At 64.9% G+C, this 16,746-nt stretch carries 16 protein-coding genes and 1 pseudogene; 6 read left to right on the top strand and 11 right to left on the bottom strand.

Annotation, left to right across the window (positions count from 1 at the left end):
- The 5 genes and pseudogenes from EOA24_RS03610 to EOA24_RS03590 all read left to right on the top strand — a co-directional run.
- Positions 1–315, top strand: a pseudogene (locus tag EOA24_RS03610) (ABC transporter substrate-binding protein); the annotation flags it as partial.
- Between the two features lie 51 nt (positions 316–366).
- Positions 367–1,374: an ABC transporter permease subunit gene (locus tag EOA24_RS03605; RefSeq protein ID WP_126079685.1), complete on the top strand. Its 1,008-nt coding sequence runs from the start codon at positions 367–369 to the stop codon at positions 1,372–1,374.
- On the top strand, positions 1,375–2,283 hold the full coding sequence (locus tag EOA24_RS03600; protein WP_126079684.1) for an ABC transporter permease subunit: 909 nt from the start codon (positions 1,375–1,377) through the stop codon (positions 2,281–2,283). It begins immediately after the preceding gene.
- Positions 2,283–3,134: an ABC transporter ATP-binding protein gene (locus EOA24_RS03595; RefSeq protein WP_126079683.1), complete on the top strand. Its 852-nt coding sequence runs from the start codon at positions 2,283–2,285 to the stop codon at positions 3,132–3,134. The genes EOA24_RS03600 and EOA24_RS03595 overlap by 1 nt, the downstream gene beginning before the upstream one ends.
- The gene (locus EOA24_RS03590; protein ID WP_127409588.1) at positions 3,131–3,955 is read left to right on the top strand and encodes a dipeptide ABC transporter ATP-binding protein; all 825 of its coding nucleotides are present in this window, start codon (positions 3,131–3,133) and stop codon (positions 3,953–3,955) included. The genes EOA24_RS03595 and EOA24_RS03590 overlap by 4 nt, the downstream gene beginning before the upstream one ends.
- A 224-nt stretch (positions 3,956–4,179) precedes the next feature.
- Here the strand turns inward: EOA24_RS03590 and EOA24_RS03585 are convergent, their stop codons facing one another.
- From EOA24_RS03585 to EOA24_RS03565, 5 genes are all read right to left on the bottom strand, one after another.
- On the bottom strand, positions 4,180–5,466 hold the full coding sequence (locus EOA24_RS03585) for a cysteine desulfurase-like protein (RefSeq protein WP_127255861.1): 1,287 nt from the start codon (positions 5,464–5,466) through the stop codon (positions 4,180–4,182).
- A gap of 51 nt (positions 5,467–5,517) precedes the next feature.
- On the bottom strand, positions 5,518–6,192 hold the full coding sequence (locus tag EOA24_RS03580) for an amino acid ABC transporter permease (protein WP_126079680.1): 675 nt from the start codon (positions 6,190–6,192) through the stop codon (positions 5,518–5,520).
- A 160-nt stretch (positions 6,193–6,352) separates the two neighbouring features.
- On the bottom strand, positions 6,353–7,150 hold the full coding sequence (locus EOA24_RS03575) for an ABC transporter substrate-binding protein (protein WP_042647023.1): 798 nt from the start codon (positions 7,148–7,150) through the stop codon (positions 6,353–6,355).
- A gap of 88 nt (positions 7,151–7,238) precedes the next feature.
- A complete protein-coding gene (locus EOA24_RS03570; protein ID WP_245467354.1) occupies positions 7,239–8,429 on the bottom strand; it encodes a pyridoxal phosphate-dependent aminotransferase in 1,191 nt (396 codons plus the stop codon).
- 173 nt (positions 8,430–8,602) lie between these two features.
- Entirely contained in the window at positions 8,603–9,364 is a 762-nt protein-coding gene (locus EOA24_RS03565; RefSeq protein ID WP_126079678.1) for an HpcH/HpaI aldolase/citrate lyase family protein, read from the bottom strand.
- A 122-nt stretch (positions 9,365–9,486) separates the two neighbouring features.
- Here EOA24_RS03565 and EOA24_RS03560 point away from each other — a divergent pair, with 122 nt between their 5' ends.
- Entirely contained in the window at positions 9,487–10,578 is a 1,092-nt protein-coding gene (locus tag EOA24_RS03560) for an LLM class flavin-dependent oxidoreductase (protein WP_126079677.1), read from the top strand.
- Here EOA24_RS03560 and EOA24_RS03555 read toward each other — a convergent pair whose 3' ends face one another.
- The 6 genes from EOA24_RS03555 to EOA24_RS03525 form a co-directional block, all read right to left on the bottom strand.
- Entirely contained in the window at positions 10,579–10,974 is a 396-nt protein-coding gene (locus EOA24_RS03555) for a RidA family protein (RefSeq protein ID WP_126079676.1), read from the bottom strand. It abuts the gene before it with no gap.
- 35 nt (positions 10,975–11,009) lie between these two features.
- Positions 11,010–12,158 carry an acyl-CoA dehydrogenase family protein gene (locus EOA24_RS03550; protein ID WP_126079675.1) on the bottom strand — a complete coding sequence of 383 codons (1,149 nt, stop codon included), beginning with the start codon at positions 12,156–12,158 and terminating at the stop codon, positions 11,010–11,012.
- A 231-nt stretch (positions 12,159–12,389) separates the two neighbouring features.
- Positions 12,390–13,202 (bottom strand): enoyl-CoA hydratase family protein, encoded by an 813-nt coding sequence (locus tag EOA24_RS03540; protein WP_126079674.1) that lies wholly within the window; start codon positions 13,200–13,202, stop codon positions 12,390–12,392.
- The gene (locus tag EOA24_RS03535; protein ID WP_126079673.1) at positions 13,199–13,663 is read right to left on the bottom strand and encodes a MarR family transcriptional regulator; all 465 of its coding nucleotides are present in this window, start codon (positions 13,661–13,663) and stop codon (positions 13,199–13,201) included. The genes EOA24_RS03540 and EOA24_RS03535 overlap by 4 nt, the downstream gene beginning before the upstream one ends.
- Positions 13,657–14,430, bottom strand: coding sequence for an SDR family NAD(P)-dependent oxidoreductase (locus EOA24_RS03530; RefSeq protein WP_126079672.1), 774 nt, complete (start codon positions 14,428–14,430; stop codon positions 13,657–13,659). Before EOA24_RS03530 ends, EOA24_RS03535 begins: the two co-directional genes overlap by 7 nt.
- Positions 14,427–16,721, bottom strand: coding sequence for a bifunctional salicylyl-CoA 5-hydroxylase/oxidoreductase (locus tag EOA24_RS03525; RefSeq protein WP_126079671.1), 2,295 nt, complete (start codon positions 16,719–16,721; stop codon positions 14,427–14,429). The genes EOA24_RS03530 and EOA24_RS03525 overlap by 4 nt, the downstream gene beginning before the upstream one ends.
- Between the last annotated feature and the right edge of the window lie 25 nt (positions 16,722–16,746).

The raw sequence follows: 16,746 nt of genomic DNA, 5'->3' as shown, positions 1-16,746 counted from the left end.
GGCTGGACCGGCGACAATGGCGATCCGGACAACTTCTTCGCCACTCTCTTCGCCTGCTCCGCCGTCGGCGTCTCGAACTACTCCAGCTGGTGCGACAAGGACTTCGAGGACCTGATCCAGAAGGCCAAGAAGACCAGCGACCAGGCCGAGCGCACCAAGCTCTATGAGCAGGCGCAGGTGATCTTCGCCAAGCAGGCTCCGGCTTTCCTGCTGGCTCACAGCCAGGTCTACGCGGTCGTTCGCAACAATGTCAGCGGCTTTAAGATGGACCCGCTCGGCATTCACCGCTTCGACGGCGTTGACAAGGCCGAATAATATTGCGAACGGGGCGGCGCTAATTCCAGCGCCGCCCCGCTCCATTTGACGATGCTCCGATATCTTCTCAACAAAATCGCCCTCCTGATCCCGACTTTGGTCGGTATCACCATCTGTGCCTTCGCCTTTGTCCGGCTGCTGCCCGGCGATCCGATCCTGGCCATGGCCGGCGAGCATGGCGTCGCCCCCGCCCGCTATGAAGAGCTCAAGCAACAGTTCGGCTACAATCTGCCGATCTGGGAGCAGTATGCGCGCTATGTCGGTGAGGTCGCCACCGGCGATTTCGGCGTTTCCATCTCGTCCAAGCGCCCAGTGCTCGAGGAGTTCAAGACGCTCTTCCCGGCGACGCTGGAACTCTCCTTCTTCGCCATGATCTTCGCCATGGTGATCGGCATCCCCGCCGGCATCTTCGCCGCCGTCAAGCGCGGCTCATGGTTCGACCAGTCGCTGATGGGCACGGCCCTTGTCGGCTATTCGATGCCGATCTTTTGGTGGGGCCTTTTGCTCATCATCTTCTTTTCCGGCTATCTCGGCTGGACGCCGGTCTCGGGCCGCATCGGCCTGCAGTTTTTCTTCAAGCCGATCACCGGCTTCATGACCATCGACAGCCTGCTCCACGGCAAGTGGGACGCGTTCCGCTCCGCGCTTAGCCACCTCGTCCTGCCGGCGATCGTGCTCGGCACCATTCCGCTGGCGGTGATCGCGCGCCAGACGCGCTCGGCGATGCTCGAGGTGCTGGGCGAGGACTATGTCCGCACCGCCCGCGCCAAAGGCCTTTCGGGGGCGCGCGTCATCGGCGTGCATGCGCTGCGCAACGCGCTGATCCCGGTCGTCACCACCATCGGCCTGCAGGTCGGCACGCTGCTGGCCGGCGCCATCCTCACCGAGACCATCTTCGCCTGGCCGGGCATCGGCAAATGGATGGTCGATTCCATCTTCAAGCGCGACTATGTCGTCGTGCAGTCGGGCCTGCTTTTGATCGCGCTCATCGTCATGGCGGTGAACCTCATCGTCGATGTGCTCTATGCCGTCATCAACCCACGCATCAGGGCGGCATAAATGACCCAGACCGAAATCGCTCCGATGGCCGCCGGAAGTCCGGATCGCCTCACCGGGCTAAAAACCTTCTGGCACTATTTCTCGGTGAACCGCGGCGCCGTCATCGGCCTGTTCGTGTTCATCCTTTTGGTGCTGGCGGCCCTCTTCGCACCGCTGCTCGCGCCCTATGCGCCCGACGTGCAGGACAAGACCGCGTTCCTCAGGCCGCCCGCCTGGCAGGCAGGCGGCTCGACGCAATATCTGCTCGGCACCGATCCGGTCGGCCGCGACATCCTCTCGCGCCTGCTCTATGGCGCACGCTTCTCGCTGCTGATCGGCGCGGTGGTGGTCACGCTGGCGCTCACTGGCGGCATCACGCTCGGCCTGCTCGCCGGCTATTTCCGCGGCTGGGTCGACGTCGCGATCATGCGCGTCATGGACCTGATCCTGGCCTTCCCGTCGCTGCTGCTGGCGCTGGTGCTGGTGACGATCCTCGGGCCCGGCCTGTTCAACGCCATGCTGGCGATCGCGCTCGTCCTGCAGCCGCATTTCGCCCGCCTGGTGCGCGCCGCCGTGATGGCTGAGAAGAGCCGAGAATATGTCGTGGCGGCGAAAGTCGCCGGCGCCGGCCATCTCAGGCTGATGCTCGCCACCATATTGCCCAACTGCCTGGCGCCGCTGATCGTCCAGGGCACGCTGTCCTTCTCCAACGCCATCCTCGAAGCGGCCGCGCTCGGCTTCCTCGGTCTCGGCGCGCAGCCGCCGACGCCGGAATGGGGCACCATGCTTGCCTCGGCGCGCGAGTTCATCCTGCGCGCCTGGTGGGTGGTCACCTTCCCCGGCCTCGCCATCCTCATCACCGTGCTTGCCATCAACCTGATCGGCGACGGCCTGCGCGATGCGCTTGATCCCAAGCTCAGGAGGTCGTGATGGCGCTGCTCGACATCCAGAACCTCGTCGTCGAATTCCAGACCGCGTCGGGTCCGTTCCGCGCCGTCGACGGCGTCTCGCTCCATGTCGACGAGCGCGAGGTGCTCGCCATCGTCGGCGAATCCGGCTCCGGCAAATCGGTGTCGATGCTGGCCGTGATGGGCCTCCTACCATGGACGGCGACCGTCACCGCCGACCGCATGAATTTCAACGGCCGCGACCTGTTGAAGATCAGCCCGGCCGACCGCCGCAAGATCATCGGCAAGGACGTCGCCATGATCTTCCAGGAGCCGGTTGCCAGCCTCAATCCCTGCTTCACCGTCGGCTTCCAGATCGAGGAAGTGCTGCGCTTCCATATGGGCATGGACAAGGCCCAGCGCCGGGCACGCGCCATCGAGCTCTTCAAGCAGGTCGGCATCCCGGATCCCGCCGACCGGCTGAACTCCTTCCCGCACCAGATGTCGGGCGGCCAGTGCCAGCGCGTCATGATCGCGATGGCGATCGCCTGCAATCCGAAGCTCCTGATCGCCGACGAGCCGACCACCGCGCTCGACGTCACCATCCAGAAACAGATCCTCGATCTGCTGGTCTCGCTGCAGGCCAAATACAGCATGGGCCTGATCATGATTACTCACAATATGGGCGTGGTGGCCGAAACCGCCGACCGCGTCATCGTCCAGTACAAGGGCCGCAAGATGGAAGAGGCCGACGTGCTGTCGCTGTTTGAATCGCCGAAGAGCAACTACACGCGCGCGCTGCTCTCGGCGCTGCCGGAAAACGCCGTCGGCGACCGGCTGCCGACCGTCACGGACATGCTGTTCGAGGCCGCGCCTTCAGGAGCCGGCGCATGACCAAGGTCGTCGAGGGCAAGGACATCAAGCGCGACTACCATGTCGGCGGCGGCCTGTTCCGCGGCGCGCGCACCGTGCATGCGGTGAAGGGCGTTTCCTTCAGCGTCGAGAAGGGCAAGACGCTGGCGATCGTCGGCGAGAGCGGTTGCGGCAAGTCCACGCTCGCCCGCATCATCACGCTCATCGATCCGGCGACGTCAGGCGAGCTGTTCATCGACGGCAACAAGGTCGACATCGCCAGGGACGGGCTCACCAAGGAGATGCGCCGCAAGGTGCAGATCGTGTTCCAGAACCCTTACGGCTCGCTCAACCCGCGCCAGAAGATCGGCGACGTGCTTGGCGAGCCGCTCCTCATCAACACTGACAAGCCGGCCGAGGAACGGCGCGACCTGGCGATGAAAATGCTTAAGAAGGTCGGCCTCGGACCCGAGCACTACAACCGCTATCCGCACATGTTCTCGGGCGGCCAGCGCCAGCGCATCGCCATCGCCCGCGCGCTGATGCTGACCCCGAGCCTCCTGGTGCTGGACGAGCCGGTCTCGGCGCTCGACCTTTCAGTGCAGGCGCAGGTGCTCAACCTGCTCGCCGACCTGCAGGACGAGTTCCAACTGACCTACGTCTTCATCAGCCACGACCTCTCGGTGGTGCGCTACATCGCCGACGATGTGATGGTGATGTATTTCGGCGAAGCGGTCGAATACGGTCCGCGCGACGAGGTCTTCTCCGACCCCAAGCATGCCTATACCAAGACGCTGTTCGCCGCGACGCCCCGCGCCGACATCGCCAGCATCAAGGCGAGGCTTGCGAAGAAAGCGGCTTAGGGCCACAGGTCGCTGTCCCAGAGGGCGGTGACCCCAGAGGTCGTCATCCTAGGGCGGAGCGCTGCGAAGCAGCGCGCAGACCCTAGAATCCATGCCGTTACCCAGGTCACAAACGCAGCGGAGCAGAGTTCTGCACCGTGGCAACGCATCGACGTCACGGAATGGATCCTCGGGTCTGCGCGCGTCGCTTCGCTCCTTGGATGACGACGCGGAGGTGGTCGGGATCACGACAACTTCGCGATGATCGCCCGCAGCGCCTCACCGAATTTGTGCACTTCCTCCACCGTGTTGTAGTGCACAAGCGAGGCGCGGATCGCGCCGCTGTCCATCGACAGGTTGAGCCGCTTCATCAGCCGCGGCGCATACATGTGGCCGTCGCGGATGCCGATCTGCATGGCCGCCATCTCCTCGACGATCCGCTGCGGCGAAAGCTTGCCGATATTGAAGCAGAAGGTCGGCACGCGCTCGGTGATGCGCGCCTCGTCGGCGACGCCGTAGATCGTGGCATTGCAGTCCTTCAGCACCTTCATCATCTCGCGCGCCAGCACCAGCTCGTAGTCACGGATGGCGTTCATGCCGGCGACGATGTTGTCGCGGCGCGAGCGGTTGTTCTCGGGCAGGAAATTGCGGCCGATCGATTCCAGGTAGCGCACCGCCGCGTCCATGCCCGACACGTTCTCGTAGATGAAGGTGCCGGCCTCGACCTTGTAGGGCGGTTCGTCGGGAATGAAATCCTCGCGGAAGGTCGGCAGCCGCTTCAGCGTGTCGAAGTGGCCCCACAGGAAGCCCATATGCGGCGAGAAATTCTTGTAGCCGGAGCACACGAGATAGTCGCAGTCCCAGGCCTGCACGTCCATCAGCCCGTGCGGTCCGTAATGCACGCAGTCGAGGAACACTTCGGCGCCCGCCGCATGCGCGATCCTGGCCACCGAGGCGACGTCGACGATCGAGCCGATCGAATGCGCCGTCACCGTGCAGGCGACGAGGCGGGTGCGCTCCGACACCAGCGGCTTGAGGTCATCGACATGCAGATTGCCGTCCTCGCGCATGCGCCACCATTTGAACTTCGCGCCGGCCGGCTCCAGCGCCAACCAGGTGGCGATGTTGGCGTCGTGATCCATGTCGGTGACGATGATCTCGTCGCGTCCCCCATCCGCGTCCTTGGCGAGCATCTGGCCGATGCCGAGGCTGACCAGGCGGATGAACGAGGTCGCGTTCATGCCGAAGCAGATTTCGGACGGGCTGTAGGCGTTGATCAGGAGCGCGACGCTCTCGCGCGCCGTCGCGACCGACTGGTCGACGGTGACGCTGCGGCCATAGCGGCCGCCGCGCTGCACATTGTGCGACACCAGATGGTTGGTCACCGCATCGAGCACGCTTTGCGGGATCTGGGCGCCCGCGGCATTGTCCATGAAGATGAAATCGCCGGCCCGCTGCAAGGCGGGAAACATGGCGCGGATCTTTTCGACCGGGAAGGCGGCGCTGGTGCTGTCGGTCTGATGCTTGTTCACGGGGCAGGCTCCTGCGAGGGACTTGGGCGGGGGGACGGGTATCGATGGCGGTCAGCGCGCTTTCTCGTCCTTGAAGCGGCGCTCGAGCAGGCTGACGAGGCGCACCATCGGCCAGAGGAAGATGAGGTAGACCAACGCGGCCCCGATCAGCGGCGAGGGGTTGGCGTAGAGCGATTGCGCGTTGGTCGCTTCCTTCAGAAGTTCCGGCAGCGCCACCGTCGAGGCGAGCGAGGTATCCTTGAACATCGAGACGCAGTTGCTGGTCATCGGCGGGATGACCACGCGGATCGCCTGCGGCAGCACCACCTTGCGCAAGGTGAGCATGAAGGGGAGGCCGAGCGCCTGCGCCGCCTCGAACTGGCCCTTCGGAATGCTTTCGATGCCGGAGCGGAAAACCTCGGCCGAATAGGCCGACATGATGATGGCGAACGCAGTCACGGCCGATGCCCAGGATGACAGGCGGATGCCGAGGAAGGGCAGGGCGTAATAGATCAGGATCAGCACCACCAGCACCGGCAGGGCGCGGAAGATGTCGGTATAGCCGATGGCCAGCCACCGCAGCGGCTTCGGTCCGTAGAGCCGCAGCAGGCTGATCGCCAGCCCCACCGCGATGCCGATGACGATGCTCATGATCCCCAGCAGCAGCGTGTTGAGGAAGCCGCGCAGCAGCGCCGGCAAACTCGACGCAATGACCTCGGGATTGAAGAAGGTGTCGATCAGCGACATGGGAGCGTTCCCGGACCGTGTTGCGTCATGCGATGCCCTGACAGGACCCGGACTATCGAAATCGGATTGGCCGAAAGCGTGGTGGTCCGGGGACGTCACGCGTCAAACAAGACGTGCCGGCCTTTGGAGCCGGCACGTCGCTCGTTTTGCCGGTGGCCGCTCAGGCCTTGGGCAGCGGCATTTCCTTGACCGTCGAGGAATCGGCCGGCGCGTCGGTGCCGAACCACTTCTTGTGGATGGCGGCCAGCGTGCCGTCCTTCTTCATCGCCGTCAGCGCGTCGTTGAGCTTGCCGAGCAGCGGATGGTCCTTGCTCATCATCAAGCCGTACTGCTCGCCGGTCTTGATGCGTTCCTTGACGACGAGGTCCTTCATCTTCTGGAACGAATACTGCATGCCGGGGATGTCGCTGACGGCGGCATCGACGCGGCCGGCGCTGAGGTCGAGCAGCAGGTTCTGCTGCGTGTCGTAGCCCTTGACGTCGCTGAAGCCGTCGGCTGCCTGATGGTCCTTGACCCAGGTCTCGCCGGTCGAGCCGGAGAGCACGCCGACGACCTTGCCCTTGAGGTCGGCTTCCTTGCTGATCGCGCTGTCGGTCTTGGTGGCGATGCCCATGTCGGAATCATAGTAGGGCTGGGTGAAGGAGAGCGTCTTCAACCGCTCCGGTGTGATGGTGATCGACGAGATTGCGACATCGATGCGGTTGGAACTGACAGCCGCGAACAGCGCCTGGAAGCCGAGATCGGCGATATCGGTGGTCATGCCGATGCGCTTGGCCGCTTCGTTGACAATGTCGACCTCGAAGCCCTCGAAAGTGCCGCTCTCGTTCTTGTATTCGAAAGGCGGATTGGTCGGGTAGGCGCCTACATTGAGCACATCGGCGGCATAGGCGGTGGCGGGGCCGGCGGCGATGCCGATGGCGGCGGCCAGAACAAGCAGATTGCGACGCGTAAAGCTCATTGGTTTTCCCTCTGGGTCTTCCCTCTGTTGTCGATCGGGCGGGGCTCGCCCCGCACGGTTTGTTGCCGTCCCGCCTCCCAGCGGGGCGTCAATTCATGGCGGCGACCATGCGCTCGAGCGCCGTTTCTATCTGAACGCTGTCGCGGCACACACACATGCGCAGGAATGCCGCCGCCGAATTTCCAAACAGGTGACCGGGCGCCAGCCCGACGCGCGCCGTCTCCAGGATCCTGGCGCAGACCTGCCGCGCATCGGCTTCGCCCTCCATGGCGAAGAATGCGTACATGCCGCCGCGCGGTTTTCTCGGCAGGATGACGCCGGGGATCCGGGCCAGCCGGTCATAAGCGAGGTCGAGGCCGGTCCTGATCCGTTGCCTGATGTCTTCGACCAGCGGCTCGCCCTGGCGGATCGCCGCCACGGCGCCGGCCTGGATCGGCGCGGCGGTGCCGCTGTTGATGTATTGCGTCATGGCGCCGAGCTGGTCGGCCACGCCCGACGGATGCGCCAGCCAGCCTATGCGCCAGCCGGTCATCGCCCAGGCTTTCGAGAAACTGTTGACCGACAGCACCCGGTCGCCGTCCTCGGCGATCTGCAGGATCGAGGGCGCGACGTCGCCGTCGAAATAGAGCCGGCCATAGACCTCGTCGGAAATGATCCAGATGCCGGTGCGCCGGCTGAAGTCCAGCAGCGCCTGCATCTCCTCGCGTGACGCGGTCCAGCCGGTCGGGTTCGACGGCGTCGACAGGAAGATCGCGCGGGTGCGCGCGTCGCAGGTGGCGAACAGCCGGTCGAGGTCGAGCCGCCAATCATCCTTGAAGTCGAGGGCGAACGGCCGCGGCTCGCCGCCGATCAGGTGGATGGAGTTGTGGATGTTGGGCCATTGCGGCGCGACATAGACGACATTGGTGCCGGTATCGACGAGCAGCTCCAGGGCAAGATACAGCGCCTGCATGCCGCCCGGCGTTACCGTGGTGCGTGCGATCGGGATCGGGCGGCCATGGATGCGCGTCTGGTATTCCGACAGCGCTTCGTTCAGCGGGCCATGCCCGCGCATGTTGGGGACGTAGAAGGTCAGGCCTTCGTCGAAGGCCGCTTTTGCCGCGTCGCGGATGAAGGCCGGCGTCACCACATCGCCTTCGCCGTACCAGAGCGCGATGACGTCGCCGAGCTCCCGCGCGCGGACCGCGAGGTTGGCGATGTTTTCCGTGTGCAGGTCGCGAATCTGGGCGCGAACGCCATCGAAGGCATAGCGCGCACTGGACGACGACTGGGGCAACACAAACGACAAGGACTGAAACCCCTTCCACCCGGGCGGCGACGGACTGACAGGAAAACCTGCCGTGGCAGCCGCCATCAGGATGCTATCCAAAGTGCCGCGCTTTTCAAGGCAAAAGTTTTAAGCTTAAAAAATTTGGCGCCCCTGCTGCCCAACGGATGCGGGTCGCGTCCCTTTTACGCCAGCTCGTCGCGCGCCGCGGCAAAATTGGCCGCCGCGCCGGCGCCAAGAAACATCGTGTCGCTGGCCAGCATGAAGAAGCTCGCGCCGAGGGCGCCCCATCGGCCGACATTCTGCGGGCTGGCGCAGAATATGCCGGCGGTCCTGCCCTGTGCCAGCGCTGCGCCGATGATGCTCTTGATCGCCGCATTGAGCTTGTCTGTGCCGGCAGGCCCGACTGCGTCGATCGACACCGAGAGATCGCCCGCGCCGACGAAGATCAGGTCGATGCCGTCGACGGCCGCGATCGCCTCGATGCTGGCGAGACCTTCCGCTGTCTCGACCTGGACCGCGACGACGATCCGCCCATTGGCGACGGCAAGATATTCGGGGATGCGATAGCCATAGCCGGCGGCGCGTCCGGGGCCGACGCCGCGCTCGCCGAGCGGCGGATAGCGCGAGGCCTTGACGGCCATCGCCGCCTGCTCTGCGGTGGAGACACGCGGCACGAGCACGCCCTGCGCGCCGCTGTCCAGCGCCGCCTGGATCGCCTCCGGCGCATGGCCGGGAACGCGCACCATGGCCGGCACGCGATGCACGTCGGCCGCCCGCACCATGGCTTCGATCGTCTCGCGCGAAATCTGCGCATGTTCCCAGTCGATGCAGAGGAAATCGAGGCCGGACGATGCCATCACCTCGACGGCGACCGGATGGGGAATGGCGGCAAAGGACCCGACGAGGTTGGTCCTGCTGATGCATTTCTGGCGGAACTCGCTCATGCCGATCCCCTTTTCATGTTGCCCAATCCATATCCACAAACGACGACGAGGCGAAGCTATTTCATGCTTGAAATATTTTCACGCCGGCCTAGCGTGTGGCGTTCCGCCCGAGAGTTTCCAAGATGATCAAAGCGCATCCCCTGCATGGCCCGAACAGACTGAAGCTTGGCGTCTTCTCGACCAATGCGGATGGCGGGCTTGCCATTACCGACGTGCCGGAGCGCTGGACGGCAAGCTGGCAGGACAATCTGACGGCGGCCCAGATCGCCGACCGCGCCGGGTTGGAGTTCATGCTGCCGATCGCGCGCTGGCGTGGCTTCGGCGGCCGCAACAAGGTGCGCGAATTCTCCTTCGAGACCTTCACCTGGGCGGCAGCCCTTGCCGCGGCGACCGAGCAGATCGGCCTGTTCATGACGGTGCATGTGCCGCTGGTACACCCGCTCTACGCCGCCAAGGCGCTTGCCACCGTCGACCATATCAGCCAGGGCCGCGCGGGGCTCAACATCGTCTGCGGCTGGAACCCGAAGGAATTCGGGATGTTCGGCACGCCGCTGGTCGAGAAGGGGTACGACCAGGCGGCCGAATGGATCGAGATCCTGGAGCGGCTTTACGCTTCGAGCGAGCCGCTCGATTATGAGGGCGCCTACTATCGCCTGAAGGAGGCGGTGAGCCGGCCGGCCAGCCTGCAGGTGCCGCGTCCAGTGACCATGAATGCCGCTTTCGGAGGCCCCGGCCGCGACTTCGCCGCCGCCCGATGCGATTATCTGTTCACGACCTTCTCCGAGATGAGTGATGCCGGCAAGCATGTCACCGACATCAGCGAACGTGCCGACAAGGTCGGCCGCAACGTCGGCGTCTATACGGTCGCGCATGTCGTCTGCCGCCCGACGATGGAAGAGGCGCAGGCCTATTACACGCGCTATGCCGTCACGATGGCCGACCACGAGGCGGTCGACGCGCATATGACCGGCAAGAAGGAATTCTCGCAGTCGCATGACCAGCACGCCTATGACCGCTACCGCCAGCGCTTCGCCGGCGGCGCCGGAACCTACCCGCTGATCGGCACCCCTGAAACGATCGCCGCCGACATGGCTTCCATCGCCGCGCATGGCTATCAGGGCATCGCGCTGTCCTTCGTCAACTACATGCAGGAGCTGCCCTATTTCTGCGATCGCGTTCTGCCGCTCCTGAAGCAGGCCGGGCTGCGTCAGTAGTCAGTCAGGTATGACCGCGGTCGCCTGGATCTCGACCTTGGCGCGGTCCTCGACCAGCGCCACCACCTGCATGGCCGCCATCGCCGGAAAATGCCGGCCAATCAAGGCGCGATAGGCCTCGCCGATGCCTTTGAGGTTGCCGACATATTCGGCCTTGTCGGTGAAGTACCAGGTCATCGAGGTGATGTGCCGCGGCTCGCCGCCGGCTTCGGCCAGCACGGCGACGACGTTGGCGAGCGTCTGGCGCACCTGGCCGACGAAGTCGTCGGTCTCGAATTTGCACTCGGCGTTCCAGCCGACCTGGCCGCCGATAAAGACAAGCCGGCCACGCGCGGCCACGCCATTGGCATAGCCGACCGGTTTGGCCCAGCCCTCAGGCTGCAGGATGGTGTGCATGTCTCCCCCTATTTCAGATGCGGTTGGCAAAGGTTTCACGCCGCGCCCATGACCTGTCTGGCGATCACCACCTTCTGCACGTCCGAGGCGCCCTCATAGATGCGCAGCGCCCGGATCTCGCGATAGAGGCTCTCGACGATATGGCCCTTGCGCACGCCGTCGCCGCCATGCAGTTGCACCGCCTTGTCGATTACCTCCTGCGCCTTGTCGGTGGCGAAGAGCTTCGCCATGGCCGCCTCGCGCGTCACCCTCGCGGCGCCCATGTCCTTGGTCCATGCTGCGCGATAGATGAGCAGCGCGGCGGCGTCGACATCCAGCGCCATGTCGGCGATGTGGCCCTGCACCATCTGCAACTCCGCCATCGGCGCACCGAAGATTTTGCGTTCCGCGGCGCGCTTGACGCTCTCGTCCAGCGCGCGTCGCGCGAAGCCAAGCGCTGCCGCGCCAACAGTCGAGCGGAACACGTCGAGCACCGACATGGCGATGCGGAAACCGTCGCCGGCCTTGCCGATCAGGGCGGAAGTTGGGATGCGGACATTGTCGAAGGACAGCCGCGCCAGCGGGTGAGGGGCAATGACCTCGAGCCGTTCGGCGATGCCGAGACCCTTCGCGTCGCCAGGCACGATGAAGGCCGAAATCCCCTTGGCGCCCGGCGCGTCGCCGGTGCGGGCGAAGACGACAAAGAGGTCGGCGATGCCGCCGTTGGAGATCCAGGTCTTTTCGCCTGAAAGGATGTATTTGTCGCCGTCGCGCGTGGCGGTCATTTCCATGTTGGCGACGTCCGATCCCGAGCGCGGCTCCGACAGCGCGAAGGCCGAGATCGCCTCGCCGGCTCGCGTCTTTTCCAGCCAGCGCTGCTGCTCCGGCGTGCCGAACAGCGAGATCGCGCCGGTGCCCAGGCCCTGCATGGCGAAGGCGAAGTCGGCGAGGCCATCGTGGCGGGCGAGCGTCTCACGGGTGATGCAGAGCGTGCGCACGTCGAGCGGTCCGGGGTTGGCCAGGTCGAGCGCCGTCGGCTTCAGCCAGCCATCGCGGCCGAGCTTGGCGACGAGGTCGCGGCATGCGGCATCGACGTCGTGGTGATCGACCGGCAGGTTCTTCGCGCACCAGGCGTCGAGGGTTTCGGCGAGGTTCCGGTGGCGGTCCTCGAAGAAGGGCCAGTTGAGGAAGGAACGGTCAGGCATAGGTGCCTCCGCTGTGCTTCAATCGTCGAGCTCCACGGCGCCCCCCTCTGTCCTGCCGGACATCTCCCCCACAAGGGGGGAGATTGGCAGCTCGGGCGCCGGCGCCATCCTTGCAACGTTGAAAACTGGCGAAAGCGGACGCGACGGCTGATCTCCCCCCAAGTGGGGGAGATGTCCGGCAGGACAGAGGGGGGCGCTGTCCCGCCAGCGTTGCCAATAACGCACCCATCGCTAATTCCCCTCGAACACCGGCTTTTCCTTCGCCACGAACGCCTTGTAGGCCCGCTCGAAATCGCCGGTCTGCATGCAGATCGCCTGCGCTTGCGCTTCCGCCTCGATCGCCTGGTCGAGGCCAATCGACCATTCCTGGTTGAGCTGCGTCTTGGTGATGCCATGCGCGAAGGTCGGGCCGGAAACGATGCGCGCCGCCATGTCGAGCGCGTCGGCTTCGAGCGCTGCCGCGTCGACCAGCCGGTTGTAGAATCCCCAGCGCTCGCCCTCGGTGGCGCTCATGGTGCGGCCGGTGTAGAGCAGCTCGGCGGCGCGGCCCTGGCCGATGATGCGCGGCAGGATCGCGCAGGCGCCCATGTCGCAGCCGGCGAGCCCGACGCGGGTGAACAGGAAGGCGGTCTTTGCCTCCGGCGTCGCAATGCGGATGTCCGAGGCCATGGCGATGATCGCGCCGGCGCCGACAGCCACGCCGTCGACGGCGGAGATGATGGGTTTGCCGCAATTCAGCATCGCCTTGACGAAATCGCCCGTCATGCGCGTGAAGGCCAGCAGCTGCTTCATGTCCATCTTAATCAACGGTCCGATGATGTCGTGGACATCGCCGCCCGAGCAGAAATTACCGCCATTGGGCAGGAACACGACCGCATCGACATCCTCGGCATAGACCAGGTCGCGAAACGTGTCGCGCAGCTCGGCATAGCTGTCGAAGGTCAGCGGGTTCTTGCGCTCAGGGCGGTCGAGCCGGATTTTCGCGACTTTGCGTTCGACCTCCCAGAGAAAATGCTTCGGCTTGAGCTTTGCCATGGCGCTCATTCGCGTCCCTCCCAATTGCTGCGAAACGATTTCAGCATTCCGGTGAGCCGCTTCGCTTCTTCCTCGCTGACATCGCCGAGCAGCTCGCCGACCCAGCCCTCATGCACGGCCGCGATCCTCGCGAAAGCTTTGCTGCCTTCCTCGGTCAGCCGCACCATCGAGGTGCGGCGGTCGCCGTTGCGGCGCGCGCGCGTCACCAGCCCTTCCGAAACCAGCCGGTCGACGATGCCCGTCACATTGCCGTTCGAGACCAGAAGGAAGCGCGACAGGTCGCTCATCAGCATCCCTTCCGGCACGCGATAGAGCGCCGCCATCACGTCGAAGCGCGGCAGCGTGGTGTCGAATTCCTTCTTCAGCCGTTCGCGCAGCTCCGCCTCGATGGTGCGCGAGGCGCGCAGCAGTCGGATCCACAACCGCAGCCTCTCCTTGCCCGGCCCGGTGGAGGTCGGTCCCGCTACCATGTCTCGCCTCCGGAAATGGAGATTGCCTGTCCGGTGATCGATCGCGCCGCATCGCTGCACAGCCACAGCACCGTGTCTGCGACCTCGTCCGGCTGGATGAAGCGTCCCTGCGGGTTCGTCGCCGACAGGCTCTGCCTTGCTTCCGCTGCCGACCGCCCGGTCTTTTCGACGATGCGTTGGACGGATTCTTCCAGCATGTCGGTTTCGACAAAACCGGGACAGACGGCGTTGACCGTCATGCCCGACTTGGCGGTCTCGGCGGCCAAGGCGCGCATCAGCCCGACGACGCCATGCTTGGCGGCCACATAGGGCGCGACATAGGCATAGCCTTTCAGCCCGGCGGTCGAGGCGACGAAGACGATACGGCCTGCCTTCCGCGCGAGCATGCCGGCCAGCGCCGGCTTGACCGTCAGGAAGGCGCCAGTGAGGTTGACGTCGAGCGTGCGCTGCCAGCCGGCCAAAGACGTCTTGTGCGCCGGCGCGCTGCCGGCCATGCCCGCATTGGCGACGACGATGTCGAACGGTCCGCGCGTGGCTTGCGCCTTCTCGTGGAGGGCCGTCATCTCGGCTTCATTCGTGACATCCGCCACGATGGCGAAGATGCGGTCGCTTCCCTTCGAAACATCGGCCAGCGCCGCTTCGCGCCGGCCGCAGATGGTAACCGCCACACCGGCTTCCGCCAGCGCCAGCGCGATGGCTTTGCCGACGCCGGAGCCGCCGCCGGTGACCAGCGCGTGCTTGCCCTCGATTGCCCGCGCGGCGCTCATACCTTCAGCCCCGCTGCCGCTTCGCGCTCCGCCAGCCGGTAGATCTGGTCGCGTCCCGGCAGATAGGGATCGGGCCATTTGACGCCGCGGTCGCCGAGCGTCACCGCCGCATGCAGCGTCCAGTAGGGATCGGCAAGATGCGGCCTTGCCAGCGCCACAAGATCGGCGCGGCCGGCCATCAGGATCGAGTTGGCATGGTCCGGCTCGTAAATGTTGCCGACCGCCATCGTCGCCATGCCTACCTCGTTGCGGATGCGGTCGGAGAACGGCGTCTGGAACATGCGGCCATAGACCGGCTTGGCGGCGATGGACGTCTGTCCGGCCGAGACGTCGCAGAGATCGACGCCGGCTTCACGCAGCAGCTTTGCGATCTCGACGGCGTCCGCCGGCGTCACGCCTTCGATGCCGACCCAGTCATTGGCCGAGATGCGCATCGAGATCGGTTTTTCCGACGGCCACACCGCGCGCACCGCGCGGAAGATCTCCAGCGGATAGCGCATGCGGTTTTCCAGCGAGCCGCCATACTCGTCGGTGCGCCGATTGGTCAGCGGCGTGATGAAGGCCGACAGCAGATAGCCATGCGCGGCATGGATCTCCAGCATGTCGAAGCCGCAACGCCCGGCCATCTGAGCCGAAGCGACGAATTGGTCGCGGACCATGTCCATGTCGGCGCGGTCCATCGCCTTCGGCACCTGGTTCTGCGGCGACCATGCCACGGCCGACGGCGCCATCACCGGCCAGTTGCCGGAAGGCAACGGCACGTCGGTTCCTTCCCAGCCGACGCGGGTCGAGCCCTTGGCGCCGGAATGGCCGATCTGGGCGCAAATCTTGGCCTCCGTTTCGGCATGGACGAAATCGACCAGCCGTTTCCAGGCGACCTCATGCTCCGGCTTGTAGAAGCCCGGGCATCCAGGCGTGATGCGCCCTTCCGGGCTAACGCAGGTCATCTCGATATAGAGCAGCCCGGCGCCACCTTTGGCGCGCTCGGCATAGTGAGCAAAATGCCAGTCGGTCGGGCAGCCGTCGACCGCCTTGTACTGCGCCATCGGCGAAACAACGATGCGGTTGGCGAGCGTCATGTCGCGCAGTTTGAACGGCGCGAACATCGGCGCGCGGCGCAGCATGTTGCCGCCGGCGCCGGCCTTGCGCTGGAACCATTCCTCGGCGCCCGCCAGCCATTCGGCGTCGCGCATCCGAAGGTTCTCGTGGCTGATGCGCTGCGAGCGGGTGAGCAGCGAATAGTTGAACTGAACTGGATCCAAACCGAGATATCGTTCGACTTCCTCGAACCATTCGAGCGAGTTGCGCGCCGCCGATTGCAGCTTGAGCACTTCGGTGCGCCGCGCATCCTCATATTTGCGAAAGGCCGCTTCCAGGTCCGGCTCGGACTCGACATAGTCCGCCAGCGCCACGGCGCTTTCCAGCGCCAGCTTGGTGCCGGAGCCGATCGAGAAATGCGCCGACGCCGCTGCATCGCCCATCAGCGCCAGGTTCCTGTAAGACCAGCGCTCGCACAGCACGCGCGGGAAATTGATCCAGGCCGAACCACGGATGTGGTTGGCGTTGGTCATCAGCGGATGGCCGCCGAGATGCTTTGCAAAAATGCGTTTGCAGGCCGCGATCGATTCCTGCTGCGTCATCTGGCCGAAGCCGAAGGCGTTCCAGGTCTGCTCGCTACATTCGACGATGAAGGTCGCGGTCTCGCTGTCGAACTGGTAGGCATGCGCCCACACCCAGCCATGCTCCGTCTTCTCGAAGATGAAGGTGAAAGCATCGTCGAATTTCTGCGTCGTGCCCAGCCACACGAACTTGCATTTGCGTGTGTCGACGTCAGGCTTGAACACATCGGCGAAAGTGGCGCGGGATTTGGAGTTCAGCCCATCCGAAGCAACCACCAGGTCATGCGTTTCCATGAAGGGCCGGGGATCGGAAATCTCGGTCTCGAACTGCAGCTTGATGCCGAGCTCACGAGCGCGGCGCTGCAGGAGGATCAGCAGCCGCTTGCGGCCGATGCCGCAGAAGCCGTGGCCGGAGGAAACGGTGCGCACGCCGTCATGGATCACCGCGATGTCGTCCCAATAGGCGAAATGTTTCTTGATCCAGACGGCGCTGACCGGGTCGTTCCTGGTCAGGTTCTCCAGCGTCTCCGCCGACAGCACCACGCCCCACCCGAACGTGTCGTCCGGGCGGTTGCGCTCATAGACCGTCACCTCATGCGCGGCATCGCGCAGCTTCAGCGAGATGGCAAAGTAGAGGCCGGCCGGTCCGCCGCCGAGAACCGCAACCTTCATGTCTTGCGATCTCCTCTAGAGCAAT

Origin of the sequence: Mesorhizobium sp. M2A.F.Ca.ET.039.01.1.1, assembly GCF_003998035.1 — a bacterium.
GTDB lineage: Bacteria > Pseudomonadota > Alphaproteobacteria > Rhizobiales > Rhizobiaceae > Mesorhizobium.
This window is presented reverse-complemented; position numbering and strand designations above follow the sequence as displayed.

Excerpts from the sequence above, each read along its gene's own strand:
- EOA24_RS03560 (WP_126079677.1), top strand. The coding sequence starts at position 9,487 with ATGATCAAAGCGCATCCCCTGCATGGCCCGAACAGACTGAAGCTTGGC.
- EOA24_RS03575 (WP_042647023.1), bottom strand. The coding sequence starts at position 7,150 with ATGAGCTTTACGCGTCGCAATCTGCTTGTTCTGGCCGCCGCCATCGGC.
- EOA24_RS03605 (WP_126079685.1), top strand. The coding sequence starts at position 367 with ATGCTCCGATATCTTCTCAACAAAATCGCCCTCCTGATCCCGACTTTG.
- EOA24_RS03580 (WP_126079680.1), bottom strand. The coding sequence starts at position 6,192 with ATGTCGCTGATCGACACCTTCTTCAATCCCGAGGTCATTGCGTCGAGT.
- EOA24_RS03555 (WP_126079676.1), bottom strand. The coding sequence starts at position 10,974 with ATGCACACCATCCTGCAGCCTGAGGGCTGGGCCAAACCGGTCGGCTAT.
- EOA24_RS03590 (WP_127409588.1), top strand. The coding sequence starts at position 3,131 with ATGACCAAGGTCGTCGAGGGCAAGGACATCAAGCGCGACTACCATGTC.
- EOA24_RS03595 (WP_126079683.1), top strand. The coding sequence starts at position 2,283 with ATGGCGCTGCTCGACATCCAGAACCTCGTCGTCGAATTCCAGACCGCG.
- EOA24_RS03525 (WP_126079671.1), bottom strand. The coding sequence starts at position 16,721 with ATGAAGGTTGCGGTTCTCGGCGGCGGACCGGCCGGCCTCTACTTTGCC.
- EOA24_RS03535 (WP_126079673.1), bottom strand. The coding sequence starts at position 13,663 with ATGGTAGCGGGACCGACCTCCACCGGGCCGGGCAAGGAGAGGCTGCGG.
- EOA24_RS03565 (WP_126079678.1), bottom strand. The coding sequence starts at position 9,364 with ATGAGCGAGTTCCGCCAGAAATGCATCAGCAGGACCAACCTCGTCGGG.
- EOA24_RS03540 (WP_126079674.1), bottom strand. The coding sequence starts at position 13,202 with ATGAGCGCCATGGCAAAGCTCAAGCCGAAGCATTTTCTCTGGGAGGTC.
- EOA24_RS03530 (WP_126079672.1), bottom strand. The coding sequence starts at position 14,430 with ATGAGCGCCGCGCGGGCAATCGAGGGCAAGCACGCGCTGGTCACCGGC.
- EOA24_RS03600 (WP_126079684.1), top strand. The coding sequence starts at position 1,375 with ATGACCCAGACCGAAATCGCTCCGATGGCCGCCGGAAGTCCGGATCGC.
- EOA24_RS03550 (WP_126079675.1), bottom strand. The coding sequence starts at position 12,158 with ATGCCTGACCGTTCCTTCCTCAACTGGCCCTTCTTCGAGGACCGCCAC.